Raw genomic sequence first — 20,014 nt, 5'->3', positions numbered from 1 at the left:
TCTAATAAAAATGCGCTAGACGAAATCAATTAGTAAAAACTAAAAATCGAATACGCCTAGCGCTAACAATATTTATCTTAAAAACACATTCAATAATGCGTTATTACATAAACACAATGCGTTTACGATAACATCATTACTTTTCTCGCTGTTGCATAGCATAAAATGCAGCGCCAATAATACCAGCTTCATTATGCAAAGAAGCAACAACGATTGGCGTCTTTATATCAATATGCGGCAAGAACTTTTCACTTACTCTACTTACTCCACCGCCTACAACGAACAAATCTGGATTGAAGTACTTTTCCATCAAACCATAGTACTTTGTTAAACGCTTAGCCCACTTCTTATAACCCATATCCAACTTTTCACGAACAGAAGAAGCAGCATACTTTTCTGCATCTCCTTTACCTTTCTCAAGCTGAATATGACCAAGTTCAGTATTAGGAATAAGAACTCCGTTATAAATCAACGCTGTTCCAATACCTGTTCCTAGTGTTGTAGCAATAACTAAACCGTCTTTATCTTTTGCAGAACCAAAATGCTGTTCTGCTAAACCTGCAGCATCAGCATCGTTTACAACAGTAACAGGTCTTCCACAAGCTTCACTGAAAACTTCTGTAACATCAACGCCAACCCAAGACTGGTCAAGATTTGCCATATATTCAAGCTTCTTGCCAGGCTTAATCGGAGCTGGGAAAGCAATACCAACAGGAATATCAGGAGTCACTTCAAAATGCTCAAGTTGCTGACGAACAATATCCGCAACTGCTTGAGGTGTAGAAACCGCTGGAGTAAGAATTTTATACCTTGGTTCAGCAAATTCACCCTTCTCTAGATTGACAGGTGCAGCCTTAATGCCTGAACCACCGATATCTACGCCGAAAGCTTGTGCAGTGTTAATCATCGCTAACACCTCTCCTCTGAATGTGTTGACAATGGAATATCAAGTTCATTCTACAATATCGTCAGAACGACACGCGTAAAACAAATTTAATTATTGCCAACGATTGCAATACTGTTTTTCTCAGTATAATAACCAAAAATTATACGAAAATGCAAACCATTTACAAAAAATTATAGATTTACTTTAAAGAAGGCATTGGTTTCCAATTAGAATCATGCAAAATCTTTCTTGAAGCAATCCAACCACTAAATAATCTTATTGATCCAGGTATGATGTGCTTTCTATCAACAGCAAGCAAACGAATAAACTCTTTTGCAGCTGTTGCAATAGTGCCTATTGCAAACATAAGAGGATGATAATCTCCATGAATCATAAAATATCGCGCCATAAAACCACGATTACGCATAATATGATATCTATTCATATCGGATGTTGAATTTAATTGGCGTATTCCAGCAATATCCCAATTAGGAATATCACGAGTACGGCGTAGAACGATATCTGGAATTACAATAGGATTAGTGACTTTACTAGCAAGATAACCATAAGTTGTATCATCCCAATAAATAAAGTAACGAGGATCAGGGAAACCTATTTTTTCAACTACATCTCTGCGGAATAATCCGCCTTCAAAGCACATAGTATTCATAACTCTGTAACCAGCTTTACTAAAAGCTGCAGGAGCAAATGGATTTGGTATACCCATTGGAACTAAAAACTCATATTGCCAATAGAATTTACCGCCATCGTAATCCAATCTACTACCTTGAATCACAGAATGTTTCTTAGTCCATTTACTCAAGCGTGAAATAGATTCAGGAACTGTTTCTACGTCATCATCCATAACCCAGAACCATTTAGCACCAATCTCATAAGCTTTTTTAACACCAGCGGAAAATCCACCAGCTCCGCCTAAATTATCTTTTTGAGGCTCATAAAGAACGTGCTCAAAATTACCGTCATCATCCCCATCAGCACTACCCCATTTTATAGTCAAACTCTTGTTTAAAGAATCAACCATTTGACGCGTTCGCTCGCTTTTCTCATTATCAACTACAATAATGCGCCATGGGCACTCTTTTAATTTCTCAAAAGAAGCAAATAAACGTTTTAACAACTCTTGCCTTTTATATGTAACTACAACAACAGCTAATCGTTCAATACTTTGCAACATTTTTTCTCTTACTTTATTGTTCATACTCTTATTTGAATCTTTAAGTAAAGTCTTAGTGTTATTACTACTAGATTTAGTGTTATTACTACTAGTCTTAGTGTTATTACTACTAGATTTACTACTACTCATATTGCTCATAATGCCTATTTTTGCACTTACCCTCGCCACAGAAAAATTTAACAAATTTTATATTGTTCACTCCATGTTATAAAAAGGAAAAGTAGTTTCAGGGAAGGTGAAAATCCTTACTGGCGGTAGCAAGATCAATCTTGAAGCCCGCGAGCGGATAAAATCTGCTGATTCGGTCAAATTCCGAAGCCAACGGTTAAAGTCCGGATGGAAGAAACGGAGGCCCTAATGGGTTATTTAGACACACAGCACAGCACAGATACTAATACTTCAAATTATTGGTCAACGAAAAGAATCGCACAATATGCTCTTTTCGTAGCTTTATCTATGGCTTTAAGTTTTATTGAATTCCCAATTATTCCTGGACCACAATTTTCATATCTTAAATACGATCCTTCAGGCATAGTTTGTTTGATAGCAGGATACGCTTACGGACCAGCTGCAGCAGCAATCGTAAGCATATTAGGATTTGCTCCACACATTCTAAGCAATCCTTTAGGCTCAATTATTGCTATATCAGTATCACTAGGATTATCTGTTACAGCATCATTTATTTATAAGAAAATGCGCACTAAAAAAGGAGCTTTATTAAGTCTTATAGCTGGATCCATAGTATCTATTGCGATTGCAATTATTGGAAATTTGATTATTACTCCTTTGTATCTACCTCAATTTACTATCGCGGATGTTGCATCAATTATTATTCCAATCCTATTACCGTTCAATGCAGCAAAAATTTTACTTCATATAGTTTTGACTGTTCTTATTTATAAGCCGATTTCAAAATTGTTAAAGCGTTATAAGTAAAATAACATTAAATTTTATGTATTTGTGAAATTTATTAGATTAAATGTAATATATCTAATAAATTTCACTTTCTTTAATATTTTTTGCAAGCTTTAATAAATAGAATAGAACTTAAAATAATGAATAAAGAAAACAATATCAAACAAGAATCTTTTGCTGCAATATTAAAAGACGTATATTTTTCGTATGATTCCGGGAAAACATGGATTCTTAATGGAATAAATCTTAAAATTAAATATGGAGAAAGAGTTGTAATAGTAGGACTTAACGGTTCAGGAAAATCTACACTGTCTAAAATACTATCAGGTTTAATAGCTCCTGATTCAGGACTCGTGCAATTATGCGGCAATAAAGTTTTCGATTTAGATCACGCTGATTCCAATGCGTATAAAATTGCAAGAAAATCTATTGGAACTCTTTTCCAAAATCCAGAAGATCAAATAATAACAACGATCAGCGAAGACGACATAGCTTTTGGACTAGAAAACTTATGCGTAAAACAATCAAATATGAATGAAATGATTCTAAATGCATTAGAATCTGTTCGCATGGAAAACCACAGGTATGATGACCCTAGTGATATGAGCGGAGGACAGCAACAAAAAATTGCGCTCGCAAGTACTATTGTTACAAAGCCAAAACTTCTCATATTTGATGAACCAACATCAATGCTTGATTATAAATCTTTGCAATACGTTAATTCACTATTTGATGATTTGCAAAAACGCGGATTCACAATAGTTCACATAACACATAAATTTGATGAATGCGTTTACGCAGATCGAATACTTCTAGTAAATAAAGGTCAAATTCGCGATATAAGTTCTAATGAATTAAAAGAATATTATAAAAATGCGATAGATACCGAATACGCTAAAAAATGCGAAAATCAACCTGATAAAGAAAAAGAAAAGGAAAAATACAACGAAAAAGATCAAGAAAAAGATAAGCAAGACGAAAAAAATCAAGATTTATTGCAAAATCAAACTAATGATGAAACATTTGCAATCGAAGTATCTAATCTTAACGTTAGTTACTCTAAACGCGCTAAACATGTAATAAATAACTATTCTCTCAAAGTAAAGCATGGAGAAATCGTTGCAATTACAGGAGAAAATGGATCAGGAAAATCAACTTTAGCAAAAACAATATGCGGATTACTTAAATATGATTCTGGAACTGTTCTAATACAAGGTATTCCTTTGAACGCTAAAGAAAACAAAACAAATACTAAAAAACTGCGGCAAACAATTGGCTACGTTATGCAATGCCCAGAACAGCAACTTTTCGCGCAAACAGTATTTGAAGACGTATCTTATGGTCCTAAAAATTTTGGTTTAGAAGGAGAAAAACTTAATAATAAAGTAAACGAAACTTTGAAAATGCTACATATTGAACACTTAGCACAATTTTCTCCTTTTGAACTTTCAGGAGGACAGCAACGTCTAGTAGCTATAGCTGGAGTTTTAGCATATAATCCAAAAATACTTGTTTTAGACGAGCCTAGTGCAGGTTTAGATTTTGAATCAGCTATGCGATTGAGAAAAATATTAGAAGATTTACATAAAAAGGGCATAACTATTGTGCTTATTACGCATGATATGAATGAAGCAAAAGCTCTTAAAGCTAGAATAATTACAATTAAAACAGAAAAAGATGATGAAAGTAAAAAATCAACTATTAAAGAAAATAGCCATTTTAAGGGCAATGTACACAGCTCTTCAACAGGCACTTCTAACAGTTCTTCCACAAGCCCTTTTCTAAGCTCTTCCGACAGCTCTTTTCTAAGCTCTTTTGATCCTAGAGTTACACTAATTTCTTGCTTTATTCTAATATTCAGCGCTTTTAGAGTCACTAATTACAGTCAACTTGGGATTCTTAGTATCGCAACTCTTATTCTCACAATTTTTGCAAGAATACAGTTTTCTAAACTAATATCGTTTTTGCATGTTCTCATATCAATATTCATATTTTCAGGTATTCTAAATATCTTTATCGTAAAAACAGGTCGCATACTTTTTTATCTTTTTTCAATACCTATAACATTTGACGGAGTAAACTTTACAATACTTTTCTCTACTAGACTTTCTTTAGCAATGCTTATTGGATTAACTGTTATATTAACTTTCACTCCGACAAGACTAACTCAAGCATGCGCATCTATTATTTCTCCACTTAAAGTATTCAAATTACCTACGCAAGAAATAGCATTTATTATGACTTTAGCATTACGATTTCTTCCAACTCTTTCAAAAGAAGCAAAAGCTATTTCAATTGCGCAAACAGCTAGAGGTGGAAGCATAAAAAACGGATCGCTTAAAAAAAGACTTCAAGCAATGACATCTCTTATTATTCCAGGATTTGCAGGTGTAATTAGGCATGCATATAATCTTGGATTAGCTTTAGATTCTAGATGCTACATTCCGCAAGAAGCACGCACACACTTTCACGTTTTAAAAATAAGATTTAGAGATATTGCTTTAGCAATTTTTAGCATAATTATTACAATTCTTATTGCTAAAACTACAAATATTTTATGAATACAAATTTACAAAATTACTTTTAATAAAAACAATAGAATATTGGATTAGCATGGTTAGATGTATAATCCGATAAGCATTGAAATTAACATGATTATTTAAAACCAATTATGTATACTTTTGGAGGACATATGCCATTAACTAAAAAGCAAATTAAACAATTGCGCGCTTTAGCAAACACTTTAAGTCCTATGCTTTATATTGGCAAAAACGATATTACAGACGCTGCAATAAAACAAGCTGATGAAACGATGCAATATCATGAACTTATGAAATGCGCTGTACAAGATGGTTCAGGATTAAGCGCAAAAGAAGCAGCAATAAAGTTAGCAGAAAAACTTAAAGCTGAAGTTGTACAAGTTATCGGAAATCGTTTTGTGCTGTTTAGAGTATCACCTCGAGAAAACACTAATCATATTATGCTTATTAAAGAATAGACTGATACTTTGTGAGCTACTCTATAAGGTAAGTAATAGAATACTTCAATGAATCTGTTGCAAATTTAGCAAATTCATTTATTGTAGAAACTACTTATTGTAAACTGTAGAATCTTCAACAGGATTCATTAACTTAACTATTGTGTATTCAGAAGAACTAATTATTGGCTGATTCCAAGGAAAATCTGCTGCTGTAACATACATATTTTTAGTTGCAACAATAGTTTTCTTGCCAATATAACGAGTGAAATCATCATCATTCTTATCACTACTACTATTACTAAGTACTATTGCAACTTTACGAATTTCATTCTGCATAGGTCTATACCCACATTCAGTACCGTTACAATGTGATGCAGCTGAGCGAGGAGAATCTAAAGTCAAAACTATAGTATTACTAGAACCAGAAGAAGAACTCATATAATTATCAATACTAATCCCAGAGTCTTCAGGAGAAGTACCAGGGAAATCATACGCTTGATACATATTAATTTTTTCAACTACTCCAGTAAAAACTTGGTATCCATCTTCTTGCCATTTCAATTTTTGTTTAGCATTAACTTGAGTCCAATAATCACGTTTTTTAATATTTATAAGACTATTTACATCTGTTAAATCAGAAACTGGAATATAAGATGGTGGAGTTACATCAGACATTTCAGCTTCATCATTCTCATTCTTAGGAAGAGGATTTTTAACAACTTTAGTCTTAGTTTTAATCTTAGTTCCAAAGAATCTATACGAAACTTCTCTCCATGGGAATACTTCATTTTTCCCAAGAGTATTACTCTTCATCTTTTCATACCACTGTTCACTTTCAGGAATATAAAGAACTAATCCTCTATGATTCCTATAAAAGAACAAAGTGGAACTTTCAAACTTGTTTTGAATTGAATGTATAACTCCATTCATAACATTCAATTTTTTACCATCATAAGAAAATACTTTTGTAGCAGATCTAGTAACATAATATCCTGAATCATTTTTTACTTTATAAAAATCAGTTAATATTAAATCATCTATTCCATCGCTATTTACGTCCCATATTGCATAGTTGTAATCGCCTTGAGGAACTCCGCTAAACTCGTATTGATTTATATTTTCTAATACGTTCTTATATTCCTTACCGGCAGCAATAGCCAAATCTTCTGGATTACGACCTCTTAGATTGCTTAAAATAGGATTTGTTATTAAACTCCTCATAAAATACGGATAATCACCGAAGAAAATTATTGAAGAACGAAAAACGAGAGCAGAAATAACTATTTGAATTATAGAAACGATAGGAACAACGCAATAAATTATAAAACCGTGCTTCTTCATTGCCACATCTCTCTTTCGTCACTTCTATAAAGCGAGCTTAAAAGTATAAAATACACTTATGCAAAACATTGAAACATTTTACATAATTAAAACTATAAAATATTCTACACAAATATCAGTATCCAACATGCTTAATCAGAATCATCACTCTTATTAAGAATATTACGGATTTGAGATACACGTTGTAATAGTTCATGTTCATATCCGCGATCTGAAGGATTGTAATATTTGCGACCAACCAATTCATCAGGCAAGTATTGTTGTGAAACTATTGCCCCAGGATAATCGTGCGCATATTTATAACCTTCATGATTACCCCAAGTTTTCATCAATTTTGTTGGAGCATTACGCAAATGAAGTGGGACTTGACCAATATTTCCAGAATCAATATCTTGCAAAGCTTGATTTATAGCATTATAACTAGCATTAGATTTAGGAGCTGTAGCTACAGCAATAACAGCCTCTGAAAGAATAATTCTCGCTTCAGGCATACCTACTAGCGCAACAGCTTGAGCTGCAGCAACAGTTACTTGCAAAATTTGCGGAGCTGCCATACCAACTTCTTCAGCAGCTGCAATCATAATTCGTCTTGCAATAAAACGAGGATCTTCACCTGCTCTAATCATGCGAGCTAAATAGTGCAAAGATGCATCTACGTCACTTCCTCGCATTGACTTAATAAAAGCAGAAATGACATCGTAATGGTCATCACCATCTTTGTCATATCTGACAATATTTACGTCAGCTACTCTTGAAACAATATCCGCACTAATTACAGGCTTATTTTCACCAGGCTTGTGAATAGAATTTCCTGTAATCGCTCCAGCTGCAGCTTCTAAAATAGTAAGAGTCTTACGAGCGTCCCCAGCGCTAAAGCGAATAATAAAATCTATTGCATCATCTTCAATTTCAATTTGATTATTAAAACCGCGCTCGCTAACAATAGCCCTCTTAATAAGCTCATGTAAATCTTCAACACTTAGCGATTCAAGCTTAACAACTACAGATCTACTAAGTAGTGGTTTAATAATTGAAAAACTTGGATTTTCTGTAGTAGCTCCAATAAAAGTTACATCACGATTTTCTACGCTTGGAAGCAAAGCATCTTGCTGAGATTTAGAAAAACGATGCACTTCATCAATAAACAGTACTGTTTCTAGACCTTTGCTAACTAAACGCTCATGAGCTCGATCTAATACTTCTCGCACATCTTTTACTCCTGAAGTTACAGCAGAAAGCTCTTCAAAAACACGTCCAGATTGCCGAGCGACAATATGAGCAAGAGTAGTTTTACCAACTCCCGGAGGTCCAAACAAAATAATAGAACTTGGAGAAGTAAGACAATATTCAGATTGAGGATCAGCAAGTCTACGCAAAGGAGAACCGGGCTTAAGAGCATGCGATTGACCAAGCACATCTTCAATTGCACTTGGACGCATACGAACAGCAAGAGGGCGAGTTACATCACTAGACGCGCTCATTGACGAAAACAAATCCTGAACCATAATCTAAGTATACACAATCTATAGAACAAACGTTCGATATTTTTTAGATTTTACTAAAAACATATATAAAACAATGCTATACATGCGACACACTGTAGTCAAAGAACACAACTTCGCCTGTATCTTGTGTAGCATCTAAATCTACAATTCCAGTAATAGCCCAATTATGATCGCCGTCTGAATCATCGATTATCTGTCGAACTTTCCAAGTATGTTCACTTTTCTCTAATGAATCATCCAAAATAAACAAGTCACCACTACGAGCTTTAGCATCAATACCAACATACTCGTGATCCTCATAATATTCGTCAAGAACATCATTCCACTCGTGAACACCATAACCCCAAGCTTTATCAAGCTCACCAAGAGTATCAGAATCTTCTAGATCCATAAGTTGAACTCTACGAAACATAGCATTTCGAATAAGAACAATAAGTCCTCTTCGATCTTCAACCACAGATTCTGAAGTTGATGGAGCTGCCGTAGTTACAGCATTAGCTTCAGCATCCGATCCACCTGCACTCTCCCACTCATCAAGCAAACTAGAATCAATAGAACGCACAACAATGCGAAGCCAAGAAATAATATCTCGCAATTCATCATTAAGCTTGTCTTTTGGCACAGTACGCGCAAGAGAACGGTAAGCATCTGAAAGATAGCGCAACAACGTTCCTTCACTTCTAGCAATGCCATAACGCGAAATATAACCATTAAAATCGCAAGCCGTTTCGACCATATCTCGAAGAACAGATTTAGGCTTAATCCAATAATCATTAGCCCACGGAACATCATTACGATATTGCAAAAAAGCAGGAGTTAGCGAATCCTCAAGTGGCTTAGGATAGCTAACTTCAGCTAAACACTCCATGCGCTCTTCATAATCAATGCCATCATCTTTCATAGAGGACATAGCTGCATCGCGCGCTTTACGCTCCTGCGAGCGCAAAACAGGCTTAGGATCATCTAAAGTAGATTCAACAATAGAAATAACATCAAGAGAGTAACTTTGAGACTCTGGGTCAAGAAGTTCTAAAGCAGCAAGCAAAAATGGAGAAAGCGGCTGATCTAGCGCAAATCCTTCTGGAATAGTAACGTCAAGCTCATAATCATAAGTTCCATCTTGACGCTTAAAACATTCAATTACTTTTGTATCTAATAAAGTTTGGAAAATATTATCGCACCTCTCAAGAAGTTTCTCTTTATCTTGTATCTTTTGCGCACTATCTTCAATAAGTTTTTCTACTCTAGCGCGAGCATCCCCACCTTGAGCAACTTCATTCAACACCATTGAGTGAGTAACAACCATATGAGGATTCAACGTTTCAGGATTACTTTCAATAAGCTTATTAAACGTTTGCTCGCTCCAGACAACAAATCCTTCTGGAGCTTTCTTTCTCTTAACTTTTTTAAGCTTTTTAGGATCATTTCCAGCTTTTGCAACAGAGCGAGCATTCTCAATCTCGAACTCTGGAGCCTCTGCAACTACTAAGCCCTCAGTATCAAATCCCATTCTGCCTGCACGGCCTGCAATTTGATGAAATTCACGAGCGCGAAGTTTACGACTACGATTTCCATCAAATTTTGTAAGAGAAGTTAAAACAACAGAGTGAATTGGCACGTTAATTCCAACACCTAAAGTATCTGTACCACAAATAACAGGAAGTAATCCTTGCTGCGCTAACTGTTCAACAAGTCTACGGTAGCGCGGAAGCATGCCTGCATGATGCACACCAACACCAGTTCTTAAAATTCTTTGCAGAATTTTTCCAAAACCTGTAGTAAATTTTGTGCCTTTAATAGCTTGTGCGATTTTATCGCGCTGTTCTTTACTTGAAACTCCTGTACTAGCGAGTGCTTGAGCAGTTTCAAGAGCTGAATCTTGCGAAAAATGTACTACATAGATTGGTGTTAAACCTTTATTAAATAATAATTCAACAGTTGTAGCAAGAGGCTTATCAGTGTACTCATATTCAAGCGGAATTGGTCTAGGAGCGTTCGCAATAATATCAACGCTTCGTCTTGTTGTTTTCTCTAAGCGCTCAGCAATATCTGTTACATCTCCAAGAGTTGCACTCATAAGTAAAAATTGAGTGTTAGCTAGTGTTAGTAGCGGCACTTGCCAAGCCCATCCGCGCTCTGGATCTCCATAATAGTGGAATTCATCCATTGCAACGCAATCAACTTCAGCGTTTGCGCCTTCTCGTAAAGCTTGGTTCGCTAATATTTCTGCAGTGCAACAAATTATTGGAGCATCTGTGTTAATATGCGAGTCACCTGTGATCATACCAACATTATCTCGACCAAAAATCGATACTAAATCGAAGAATTTTTCAGATACAAGTGCCTTGATTGGAGCTGTATAGTATGAGCGTCTGCCTGTTGCAAGTGCAGCAAAATGCATTCCAAGTGCAACCAATGATTTTCCTGAACCAGTTGGAGTGTTTAAGATTACATGATCTCCTGCAAGTAAATCCATAATGGATTCTTCTTGATGCTGCCACAAATCTACATGCTTATTAGTTTTAACCCAATCAACGAATGCTTGAAAAATTTCATCTTCGCTAGCATGATGCAAATCAAGAGCTAACTCGCTTAACACAGTCATATTTCACCTTTACCCCACGCTTTATGAAATATTTATTTTGCAAAATTAGCAAGTGGATATCACGCAAATTACATCACACAATATCCACTTATTTTATTTGCTATTTACGTTTCTTCTTATCTCTAACTTTCACAGAGATTTGAATTGGTGTTCCTTCGAATCCAAATTCTTCGCGCAAAGACCTCTCAATAAAACGGCGGTAACTATGCTCAAGGAATCCTGTTGCAAAAATCACAAAACGAGGAGGCTTAGTTGAAGCTTGTGTTGCAAACAAAATTCGCGCTTGTTTTCCGCCACGAAGAGGATGAGGATGAGCAGACTGGATACGTCCTAAGAAAGCGTTTAATTTTCCTGTAGGAATACGCTTATCCCAACTGTTTAAAGCAGTTCGCATAGCGCGCGCAAGACGATTTGTATGCCATCCAGTTTTTGCAGAAAGATTAACACGCTCAGCCCAAGTTACACGATCAAATTCAGTTTTCCACAAGCGTTCCATACGTTGTCTTGAAAACTCATCCATTAAATCCCACTTGTTAAACACAAGCACGATTGATCTACCTGCATCTACCGCTTGGCTCATAACTTTCAAATCCTGCTCTGCAATAGGCTGAGAAGAGTCAAAAAGAATTAAAGCAAGTTCACAGCGCTCAATTGCAGCTTGCGTACGAAGTGAAGAATAGTATTCTGCTCCAGTAAGCTTATGCGGTCTTCTCTTAATGCCAGCTGTATCAATAAAAAGCCAGTCTTCGCCATCAACTCGCACAACTTCATCAATAGGGTCACGAGTAGTTCCAGCTAAATCGTTTACAACAGCACGTTCTTCATTAGCTAAATGATTTAAAAGCGACGATTTACCAACGTTTGGACGCCCGACTAAAGCAACTCTACGAAGACCTTGCGGAGTTAAGAATCCAGAAGTTTTATTAGCTTTCTTCAAAGATGCAAGAGCTGCGTCAAGCAAATCACCAACGCCTCTTCCGTGCATTGCAGAGATTCCATATGGCTCACCCATTCCAAGCTTCCAAAACTCTGCAGTCAAATACTCACTTCTAGCATCGTCAACTTTGTTAACAGCCAACGTAATAGGTTTTCCTGCAGCGCGAAGAAGAGAAACAATACGCTCATCTGTTGCTGTTAAACCAACTTGACCATCGACTAGAAAAATAATAGCATCACTTAAGCGTACAGCTACTTGAGCTTGCTGAGCTATAGAGGAATCTATACCTTCAACGTCAGCTTCCCATCCTCCAGTGTCAACCAACTTAAAGTTAGTTCCAGCCCATTCAGCATCGTAACTTACTCGATCACGAGTCACACCTGGAGTATCTTCAACAACTGCAACTCTGTGACCTAAAATTCTGTTTACTAGTGTTGATTTTCCAACATTTGGCCTACCAATTACGGCGATTACACCAACAGCTTGAGAATCCTTTTGCTCGTCACTACTTGCAAAATCTCCGCTAAGAAGCTCACGATCTTCATCGTCAAGATCATAACCTTCAAGATTTGCTACATAACGATCATACTCATCCTGCTCAATAGCATCATCAACTATTTCAACAAGAGCATTCAAAGTTTCATCAAACGTTAAATCAGAATTATCAAGCGTTGTAACACCGTCTGCAGCAGAGAGAAAACTCGTAACTTTAGAATCTTTAGCATCGCGAGAACGAATATTATCTTCTTCAGACTCGTTATTTTGCAAATTCTCTTGCGAAATATCTTGTTTATTCCTTCTAGCTTGACGCACATCTTCACGCGCTGTAAGCAATACTCGAACTTGAGCATTAGGAGCTACAACAGTAGTAATATCACGGCCTTCTGCAACTATTCCTTCACCTTTAGAAAAAGAGTCTTCTTCTGACTGTTCAGCAATATATGCACGCTGAGCAGCAATAAGCATTCTGCGAACTGAAGGTATTGAAGAAACAGTAGAAACAGTAGAAGAAACTTCGCAAAGACGCAATTTATCGCTAATATCTTCACCATCAACTACAACTATAGGATTTTCAGGATCAACGTTAAACTTCACATGATCATCTGTAAATAACTCACCAACAGATTCAACTATTTTGTTAAAACGCTCAATATCCACAGGATTTGTTGGCTTACCTTCTTCGTCTAAAGAAAGTTGTTCACTTAGATCAATACCTTTCTTCAAACACCACCATGCAGCAGCTCTATACATTGCACCTGTATCTAAATACGCAAAACCATAGTATTTAGCTAAAGCACGAGAAGTTGAAGATTTACCTACTCCTGCTGGCCCATCAATAGCTACACAAATCACAGACCAACCTCCTTAGAAAGCGAGAGCACTTCAGTTTGCGAAAGCACACGATAAGATCCAGCTTTTAAATCCCCGAGTTTAATAGGACCTATTTGTGTACGAACTAAGCGCTTTACAGGAAAACCTACAGCACCAAAAATTCTGCGTACTATACGATTTTTACCAGAGTGCAATACAACTTTTACAATTGTCGTATCATGATTTTGATCGATTATTGCACAACGATCTAATTTAATCCAACCGTCTTCAAGATTAACACCTTGTGAAACTAAACGTCTGCACACAAGACCGTTAATTTTTCCTTCTACTGTTGCAATATAAGTTTTCTCAACTTCATATTTTGGATGCATAACATGCTGGCTTAACTCACCATCATTAGTCATTAAAATAAGACCTTCAGAATCGTAATCTAAACGACCCATATGAAAAATTCGATCGTATTTGTCACCAACAATATCTCTGAGCGTAAATCGACCTTTAGGATCATCCATTGCGCTTAAAACACGCTTCGGCTTATGTAACGCAAGTGTCACAAGTTTTGTATTAAATTTAACTCGCGAACCATCAACACGCACTTTTTGACGCTTAGGATCAACTCTTGTACCAAGTGTTGTAACTAGCTCATCATCAACTTCAACACGACCATCTAGAATAATTTCTTCACACTTGCGGCGTGAACCAAATCCCGCTTCAGCAAGTAGCTTTTGCAGTCGAATGGCGTTTGTGGCTTCTTGTTGCGCCTGATTGGCGCGGGAATATGCGTTTGGCATCGTTCTCCCAACGTGACCTCAAGAATAGTAACTCTTTGCATTATTTGCATTATTTGCATTATTCATATCTATAAATATCAGCAAATAGTGCAACAGAACTACTACTCATAAACATGATTTTTATTATTTTTAATTATATTTGTAATTATATTTGTAATAATTTCATTAAAAATATGAAATTATCATGAGTTTCTATATTAGCCTATGGCATAGCCGTGATACTATAGCAATCGTTTAACAATCGCGCGAAATATCGCACATTAGAAAGTTAGGATTTTTATGGACACTATAGATTCAAAAAAATCACCAAATAAAATCGATATTTTAACTCGTTTTGGTGTAGAATTTATTGGAACTGCTTTTATAACTTTTACAATTTACTTCTTCTCAACTATTATTTTTGTTTTCAACAGTCTTAACACGTCCTTAACTGGAGTTGGAGTTCTTTTTACTGTTGTTACAACAGCAATCGCATACGCTGCAGTACTTGGAACTTTCGGAAGAATTTCAAACGGGCATTTTAATCCTGCAATAACTATTACTTCTATACTTATTGGCAGAAGCCGTCTTATTGAATTACTTTACATCGTAGCTCAAGTATTAGGATCAATATTCTCAGCTTTAGTTCTTATTTTGATTCTCCCTCATTCAAATTCTTTACCGATTAAAACATGGTTCTCTTCAGTAGCAAACGGCTATGGAAGCTCTTCTATGTCTGCAAACCTGCTTAAGAGCGTAAATCTATCGTTTGAAGTTACTACAGCTATAGTAATAGAAATAATTGCAGTTATCTTAATTGTTTCAGCTTATATTATTTTGACTAAAAATAATGGAAAATACAAAAAGAATTTCTCAAGCACAATGGGTATTGTTTACGCATTAGGCGCTTTGATTACGTACCCTATTACAGGAGTCGGATTAAATCCTGCTCGCTCAACTGGTATTGCATTTGTAATAACTTGCAATATGCTGAAATTCAAGTCTTTCAAAGTATTCACCCAAACACTTCTCGAATCTCCATCAAGTAAATTATGGGTATTCTGGGTAGCGCCTATTTTTGCATCTGCAATCGTTGGACTTGTAATATTACTTGGCAAATTGATAAAAGACTATTCAATGAATACAGTTGCAAACGTAAGTGATGCAAATTCAAATTTGCGTATCGAAGAATTAGATTCATCAGCAAACAATGAACTATTCTATGACGCTAAATCTAGCGATACTAAAGATAGCAACACTGAAACAAACGAAGATAAGTCTAACTAAGTTAGATTAAACTAAGTTAGATAAAATTGAGATAGCAAAAGTCGCTAAAATTCTCAAAAACGAAATTAGCCATTAGATATTTAAGTATCTAATGGCTAATTTAATATTTACTTTATCTAAAATCTCTATTTAAAAAATACAGTGCAATTAAATAATCAAATCAGTTTAATAAATCGCATAACTTAAACTAAACTTAAACTAAACTAAAACTAAACTAAAACTTATTAAATAGCGTTTAATTAGAAGAATAGCGTAATAGAAAAATATGTTATAAGCAATCCAACACCTAAAAATATTGAAATCACAGAATCAAATAAAACACTTCTTACTTTCCAGGGGCTGCGTTTTTGAAGAATTATTCGCATAATTCCAAGAACTATAGAAGTCACAGAGATAATAACAGTAGCAATCAATGTATATCCACAAAAAGCTAATAGAGCGCATAAAACAACTAAGCACGCTACAATCCACTCTGCGTAAGGCTTACCTTCCTTTTTCTCAGAAACATAAGGATGAGTATTATTTGATTGCGCTTCATCTTTCACTATCTTATTTAAATGCTTCATAGGATTGCCACTTACCATATTTTTATAATTTTTATTCTCTAACAATTATGCATAACAATTACGCCTAACAATTTATGCATATTATACTTTTACAACAAGATACAGAATACAATATGTTGTAAATCTATAAATCAACAAAACGAAAATCTATAAAGCAAAAACAACAAAAAATTAGGTTAGTACAACCCAAAAATTATATAAATTAAAATAAAATCACTAAAGTAGAAATATATAAAATAATCGGGTGTCGAAAAGATTCGCGCCCAAATATGCTCTCTTAAATAAGCAATATCAACTAGAAACTACCAACACCCGAAAAACTAATTCTACAAACTAATTTTACAAACTAATTTTTAAGAGTATTTTTCTTTCATGCTTTTTAATGGAAGAAGTGACGAGTACCAGTAACGTACATTGTCACTCCGGCATTACGCACAGCTTCAAAAACTTCATCATCGCGAATAGATCCACCTGGCTGAACAATTGCACGAACTCCAGCATCAATAAGAATCTTAGGACCATCAGCAAATGGGAAGAATGCGTCAGAAGCAGCTACAGATCCGCGCGCTCGCTCAACTCCATCAGCTAAAGTATTTGCACGTTCAACAGCAAGATTACAAGAATCAACTCTATTTACTTGTCCCATTCCAATACCAACAGTTGCATTGTTATTAGCCAACAAGACAGCATTTGATTTTACGCAACGAAGAGAACGCCACGCAAAGAACAGATCTCGCATAGTATCAACATCTGCTGGATCTCCAGAAACAAGCTTCCAATTTTCTGGACTATCACCTTTATCATCAATCAAATCTGCGGTTTGAACTAACGCACCACCATCAATTGGATGAAGTTGCAAACCAAAAACAGGCGGTTTAGCAACTTTCAAAATCCTAAGATTCTTCTTTTTAGTTCGCAATAATTCTAATGCTTCTGGATCATAATCCGGAGCTACAATTACTTCTGTAAAAATAGGACGAACACTTTGCGCCATTTCAAGAGTAACAGTCGTATTAGTAGCTATAACACCACCATAAGCACTAACAGGATCACAAGCATGAGCTTTTTTATGAGCCTCAGCCGCACTTTCGCCAATCGCCAATCCGCAAGGATTGTTATGTTTGCAAACAGCAACAGCGATTCGCGGAGCAAAATCCCACACAGCACGCCAAGCTGAATCAGCATCAACATAATTGTTGTAACTCATAGGTTTTCCACCTAAAAGTTCAGCTTGCGCTAATCCACCTTTTCGCAAAGGATCTACATATAATCCAGCTTGTTGATGAGGATTCTCACCATATCGCAAAACATTTTCTATGCGATACGTGCGAGTAAAATCATGCGGCATAATCGAATTATTCTCATGAGTTTCTTGATCCTTCAAAGACTCATCACATAAACTCTCAGGCTTTAGCCAATTATCACTAGTCCATTGAGAAATAGCAGCATCATATGCAGCAGTATGAGCAAAAGCCTTACGAGCTAAGTATTTTCTCTCATCCAAGCTAAAACCTTCACCTGAAAGCACTCTTTGAGCAAGCAAAGTATAATCATTTGGATCTGTTATAACAGCTACTGTCGCATGATTCTTTGCTGCAGCGCGAATCATAGAAGGTCCGCCTATGTCAATTTTTTCAATAATTTGAGATTCATTTCCACCGTTTTTAACAGTGTCTACGAAAGGATAAAGATTAACAACTACTGCATCAAAAGGATCAATATTTAAATCTTTAAGCTGACGAACATGTTCAGCATTATTCATATCAGCTAAGATACCAGCATGAATATGAGGATCTAAAGTTTTTACTCGACCATCCAAGCTTTCTGGGAAACCTGTAACTGTAGAAACTTCAACAACATGAACACCTAATTTTTCAAGATATGCAGCTGTTGAACCTGTAGATACCACCTGAGTACCTTCGTGGATAAACGCTTTTGCAAGCGTATCAAGTCCCTCTTTACGAAACACTGAAACCAGTACTCGTTTGATTGACCGTTTACCTGTGGTTATCAGCACATCTGCCTCTGATTCATGGCGCTGTATCTGTTGCACGGCGGTCTTCCCTCCTTATATTGGATGAGGTTTATTCTTTTACAGTCTTCGAGCGTACTGTTCTAGGAACATTATGCTTTGAAGACAAAGGTGGATTATCAGATGATTCTTTAGAAGCATCTTCATTATTATTTTCGCGTGACTTAAACGAACTATTAGTATTACTAAAACTACTCAAACTATTAGTATTACACGAACTGCTTGAACTATTAGCATTACTCAAACTGTTTGAGCTACTCGAATTGCTTGAAGTACTCAAACTGTTAGAACTGTTAGAACTGTTAGAGCCACTCGAACTTTTTTCACTAGTATTACTTGAAGAACTAATAATAGTTTTTTCTTCATCTGAAGCTGAAGAATTGATTTTATTATCATCTTTATGAGGAAAATATTTATTCTTAATAAAGTCTAATAAAAGACGAATTAAGCATAATAATACGATTCCAATTAAAGAAACAAGCCATGCTGAAATAAAAGGCAACAAAGTAGATTGGCCAACAGCATGAACACTTTCAATAATATTAACACCTACATTCTTAAGGCGATATTGCCCAAGAGAACCATTACAACAATTAAAAATAATTGTCATAACAATTGTTGTACATGATGCAATAGCAACTAAGCAGACAGCAGAAAACGAAAAATCGATAAAAGTTTGCTTATAATCAATCTTATTTGAACTACAACGCAAACGTATATTGCATCCATTTTTAAGGAATAATATAAATAAAGCACATATAAACATGGATACAGGAATCGCACCTAATATCAACAATTGTTGTAAATTCCCCGTGACAGCATGCGGAAATATTCCAAACACTGGAACTGGAGGAATTTGTTTATAAGATGCATGATTCAGTGCAAAAGAAGCAACGCTGCCAAACGAAAAACCTGCACCACATATCCATGACAAAATCCATAAAACAACATTAGGTAGCCACGCTAAGCAAGCAATAGTAGTCAGAATTCTAGAACCTTGTTGCATATCTAAAGTCACAAAATACGACTCAACGTTTTCAGCACCCAACACAGAGAAAAGTACAATAAAAACACAAGAAACTACAGCATAAACAATTACTACAGCTAAAGTACCAATTATTGAAAGTCTAATAGCTTTACAAGCAATAGAAGGAATATATTTTTTAATCCAATCTTTAACAAAATTCATAATTTTACTATTTGGAATTACAGCAAATAGTAAAGAAATTATGTATATAACAGAACTTTTTACTAATAATATTGGAAGTGAGTCTAACAATTCAATAGAAGTATTACGCGAAATAATTCCATTTAAAATAATCCAACAAACTAAACCAATAATATAAACAGGTATGCTTCCTTTAAAACGACTAATAAGCCAAGACATAAATGCTATAAGTAGAAAAGTTAATCCAAGCGGAATTATAGTTAAAATGAAACCATCAAATCCTAGCCCAACACCTTGAGCAAGCATTAAAGTGGCACAAGTAATAGACATAGCAGAATCAGAAAAATTACCTGTTCCTTCTTCTATAGAAATAACAAGTAATGTTAAAGACAAAAACAATCCGATTGTTAATGCAAACACAATCATAGTAATAATAGGAGATGCAATTCCTTTAAGGAAAGTTATAACATAAGATTTTAATCTTTCCATAATTGC

Annotated in this window: 14 protein-coding genes and 1 riboswitch; of the genes, 4 read left to right on the top strand and 10 right to left on the bottom strand. The window is 35.5% G+C overall.

Annotated elements, in window-relative coordinates; all coding sequences use genetic code 11:
* Positions 1-136 precede the first annotated feature (136 nt).
* Together ppgK and HXT27_RS04895 are read right to left on the bottom strand one after the other, a co-directional pair.
* Positions 137-907: a polyphosphate--glucose phosphotransferase gene (ppgK, locus tag HXT27_RS04900; protein ID WP_075523181.1), complete on the bottom strand. Its 771-nt coding sequence runs from the start codon at positions 905-907 to the stop codon at positions 137-139.
* A gap of 178 nt (positions 908-1,085) precedes the next feature.
* Positions 1,086-2,105, bottom strand: a complete 1,020-nt coding sequence (locus tag HXT27_RS04895) for a glycosyltransferase (protein ID WP_075523279.1) — start codon at positions 2,103-2,105, stop codon at positions 1,086-1,088.
* A gap of 194 nt (positions 2,106-2,299) precedes the next feature.
* Positions 2,300-2,433: riboswitch (FMN riboswitch) on the top strand.
* Positions 2,434-2,438: 5 nt separating this feature from the next.
* On the opposite strand from HXT27_RS04895, the gene HXT27_RS04890 reads away from it, so the two are divergent.
* From HXT27_RS04890 to HXT27_RS04880, 3 genes are all read left to right on the top strand, one after another.
* The gene (locus HXT27_RS04890) at positions 2,439-3,017 is read left to right on the top strand and encodes an ECF transporter S component (RefSeq protein WP_075523182.1); all 579 of its coding nucleotides are present in this window, start codon (positions 2,439-2,441) and stop codon (positions 3,015-3,017) included.
* A 119-nt stretch (positions 3,018-3,136) separates the two neighbouring features.
* On the top strand, positions 3,137-5,557 hold the full coding sequence (locus tag HXT27_RS04885) for an energy-coupling factor transporter ATPase (protein WP_103043024.1): 2,421 nt from the start codon (positions 3,137-3,139) through the stop codon (positions 5,555-5,557).
* A 131-nt stretch (positions 5,558-5,688) separates the two neighbouring features.
* Entirely contained in the window at positions 5,689-5,994 is a 306-nt protein-coding gene (locus HXT27_RS04880; RefSeq protein ID WP_103043023.1) for a YhbY family RNA-binding protein, read from the top strand.
* A 90-nt stretch (positions 5,995-6,084) separates the two neighbouring features.
* Here the strand turns inward: HXT27_RS04880 and HXT27_RS04875 are convergent, their stop codons facing one another.
* The 5 genes from HXT27_RS04875 to HXT27_RS04855 form a co-directional block, all read right to left on the bottom strand.
* The gene (locus HXT27_RS04875; protein ID WP_146024448.1) at positions 6,085-7,323 is read right to left on the bottom strand and encodes a hypothetical protein; all 1,239 of its coding nucleotides are present in this window, start codon (positions 7,321-7,323) and stop codon (positions 6,085-6,087) included.
* A gap of 125 nt (positions 7,324-7,448) precedes the next feature.
* The gene (locus tag HXT27_RS04870; protein ID WP_103043021.1) at positions 7,449-8,822 is read right to left on the bottom strand and encodes a replication-associated recombination protein A; all 1,374 of its coding nucleotides are present in this window, start codon (positions 8,820-8,822) and stop codon (positions 7,449-7,451) included.
* A gap of 76 nt (positions 8,823-8,898) precedes the next feature.
* The gene (locus HXT27_RS04865; RefSeq protein ID WP_103043020.1) at positions 8,899-11,427 is read right to left on the bottom strand and encodes a DEAD/DEAH box helicase; all 2,529 of its coding nucleotides are present in this window, start codon (positions 11,425-11,427) and stop codon (positions 8,899-8,901) included.
* A gap of 100 nt (positions 11,428-11,527) precedes the next feature.
* Positions 11,528-13,717, bottom strand: coding sequence for a bifunctional cytidylate kinase/GTPase Der (der, locus tag HXT27_RS04860; protein WP_103043019.1), 2,190 nt, complete (start codon positions 13,715-13,717; stop codon positions 11,528-11,530).
* On the bottom strand, positions 13,714-14,487 hold the full coding sequence (locus tag HXT27_RS04855) for a pseudouridine synthase (RefSeq protein ID WP_103043018.1): 774 nt from the start codon (positions 14,485-14,487) through the stop codon (positions 13,714-13,716). The genes der and HXT27_RS04855 overlap by 4 nt, the downstream gene beginning before the upstream one ends.
* Positions 14,488-14,766: 279 nt before the next feature.
* On the opposite strand from HXT27_RS04855, the gene HXT27_RS04850 reads away from it, so the two are divergent.
* A complete protein-coding gene (locus tag HXT27_RS04850) occupies positions 14,767-15,753 on the top strand; it encodes an aquaporin (RefSeq protein WP_075523190.1) in 987 nt (328 codons plus the stop codon).
* 239 nt (positions 15,754-15,992) lie between these two features.
* Here the strand turns inward: HXT27_RS04850 and HXT27_RS04845 are convergent, their stop codons facing one another.
* The 3 genes from HXT27_RS04845 to HXT27_RS04835 all read right to left on the bottom strand — a co-directional run bounded on the left by HXT27_RS04845 (position 15,993) and on the right by HXT27_RS04835 (position 20,008).
* A complete protein-coding gene (locus tag HXT27_RS04845) occupies positions 15,993-16,319 on the bottom strand; it encodes a rod shape-determining protein RodA (RefSeq protein ID WP_075523280.1) in 327 nt (108 codons plus the stop codon).
* A 379-nt stretch (positions 16,320-16,698) separates the two neighbouring features.
* A complete protein-coding gene (gene purH / locus HXT27_RS04840; protein ID WP_103043017.1) occupies positions 16,699-18,372 on the bottom strand; it encodes a bifunctional phosphoribosylaminoimidazolecarboxamide formyltransferase/IMP cyclohydrolase in 1,674 nt (557 codons plus the stop codon).
* Between the two features lie 31 nt (positions 18,373-18,403).
* Positions 18,404-20,008, bottom strand: a complete 1,605-nt coding sequence (locus HXT27_RS04835) for a DUF6350 family protein (protein ID WP_103043016.1) — start codon at positions 20,006-20,008, stop codon at positions 18,404-18,406.
* Positions 20,009-20,014: the final 6 nt, after the last annotated feature.

The sequence above is a fragment of the Gardnerella bivia genome (assembly GCF_049262715.1).
Lineage (GTDB): Bacteria > Actinomycetota > Actinomycetes > Actinomycetales > Bifidobacteriaceae > Bifidobacterium > Bifidobacterium vaginale_A.
This window is presented reverse-complemented; position numbering and strand designations above follow the sequence as displayed.

Bases quoted from the DNA above. Each gene is read 5' to 3' on its own strand.
- ppgK (WP_075523181.1), bottom strand. From the start codon at position 907: ATGATTAACACTGCACAAGCTTTCGGCGTAGATATCGGTGGTTCAGGC.
- HXT27_RS04895 (WP_075523279.1), bottom strand. From the start codon at position 2,105: ATGAACAATAAAGTAAGAGAAAAAATGTTGCAAAGTATTGAACGATTA.
- HXT27_RS04890 (WP_075523182.1), top strand. From the start codon at position 2,439: ATGGGTTATTTAGACACACAGCACAGCACAGATACTAATACTTCAAAT.
- HXT27_RS04885 (WP_103043024.1), top strand. From the start codon at position 3,137: ATGAATAAAGAAAACAATATCAAACAAGAATCTTTTGCTGCAATATTA.
- HXT27_RS04880 (WP_103043023.1), top strand. From the start codon at position 5,689: ATGCCATTAACTAAAAAGCAAATTAAACAATTGCGCGCTTTAGCAAAC.
- HXT27_RS04870 (WP_103043021.1), bottom strand. From the start codon at position 8,822: ATGGTTCAGGATTTGTTTTCGTCAATGAGCGCGTCTAGTGATGTAACT.
- HXT27_RS04865 (WP_103043020.1), bottom strand. From the start codon at position 11,427: ATGACTGTGTTAAGCGAGTTAGCTCTTGATTTGCATCATGCTAGCGAA.
- HXT27_RS04855 (WP_103043018.1), bottom strand. From the start codon at position 14,487: ATGCCAAACGCATATTCCCGCGCCAATCAGGCGCAACAAGAAGCCACA.
- HXT27_RS04850 (WP_075523190.1), top strand. From the start codon at position 14,767: ATGGACACTATAGATTCAAAAAAATCACCAAATAAAATCGATATTTTA.
- HXT27_RS04845 (WP_075523280.1), bottom strand. From the start codon at position 16,319: ATGAAGCATTTAAATAAGATAGTGAAAGATGAAGCGCAATCAAATAAT.
- HXT27_RS04835 (WP_103043016.1), bottom strand. From the start codon at position 20,008: ATGGAAAGATTAAAATCTTATGTTATAACTTTCCTTAAAGGAATTGCA.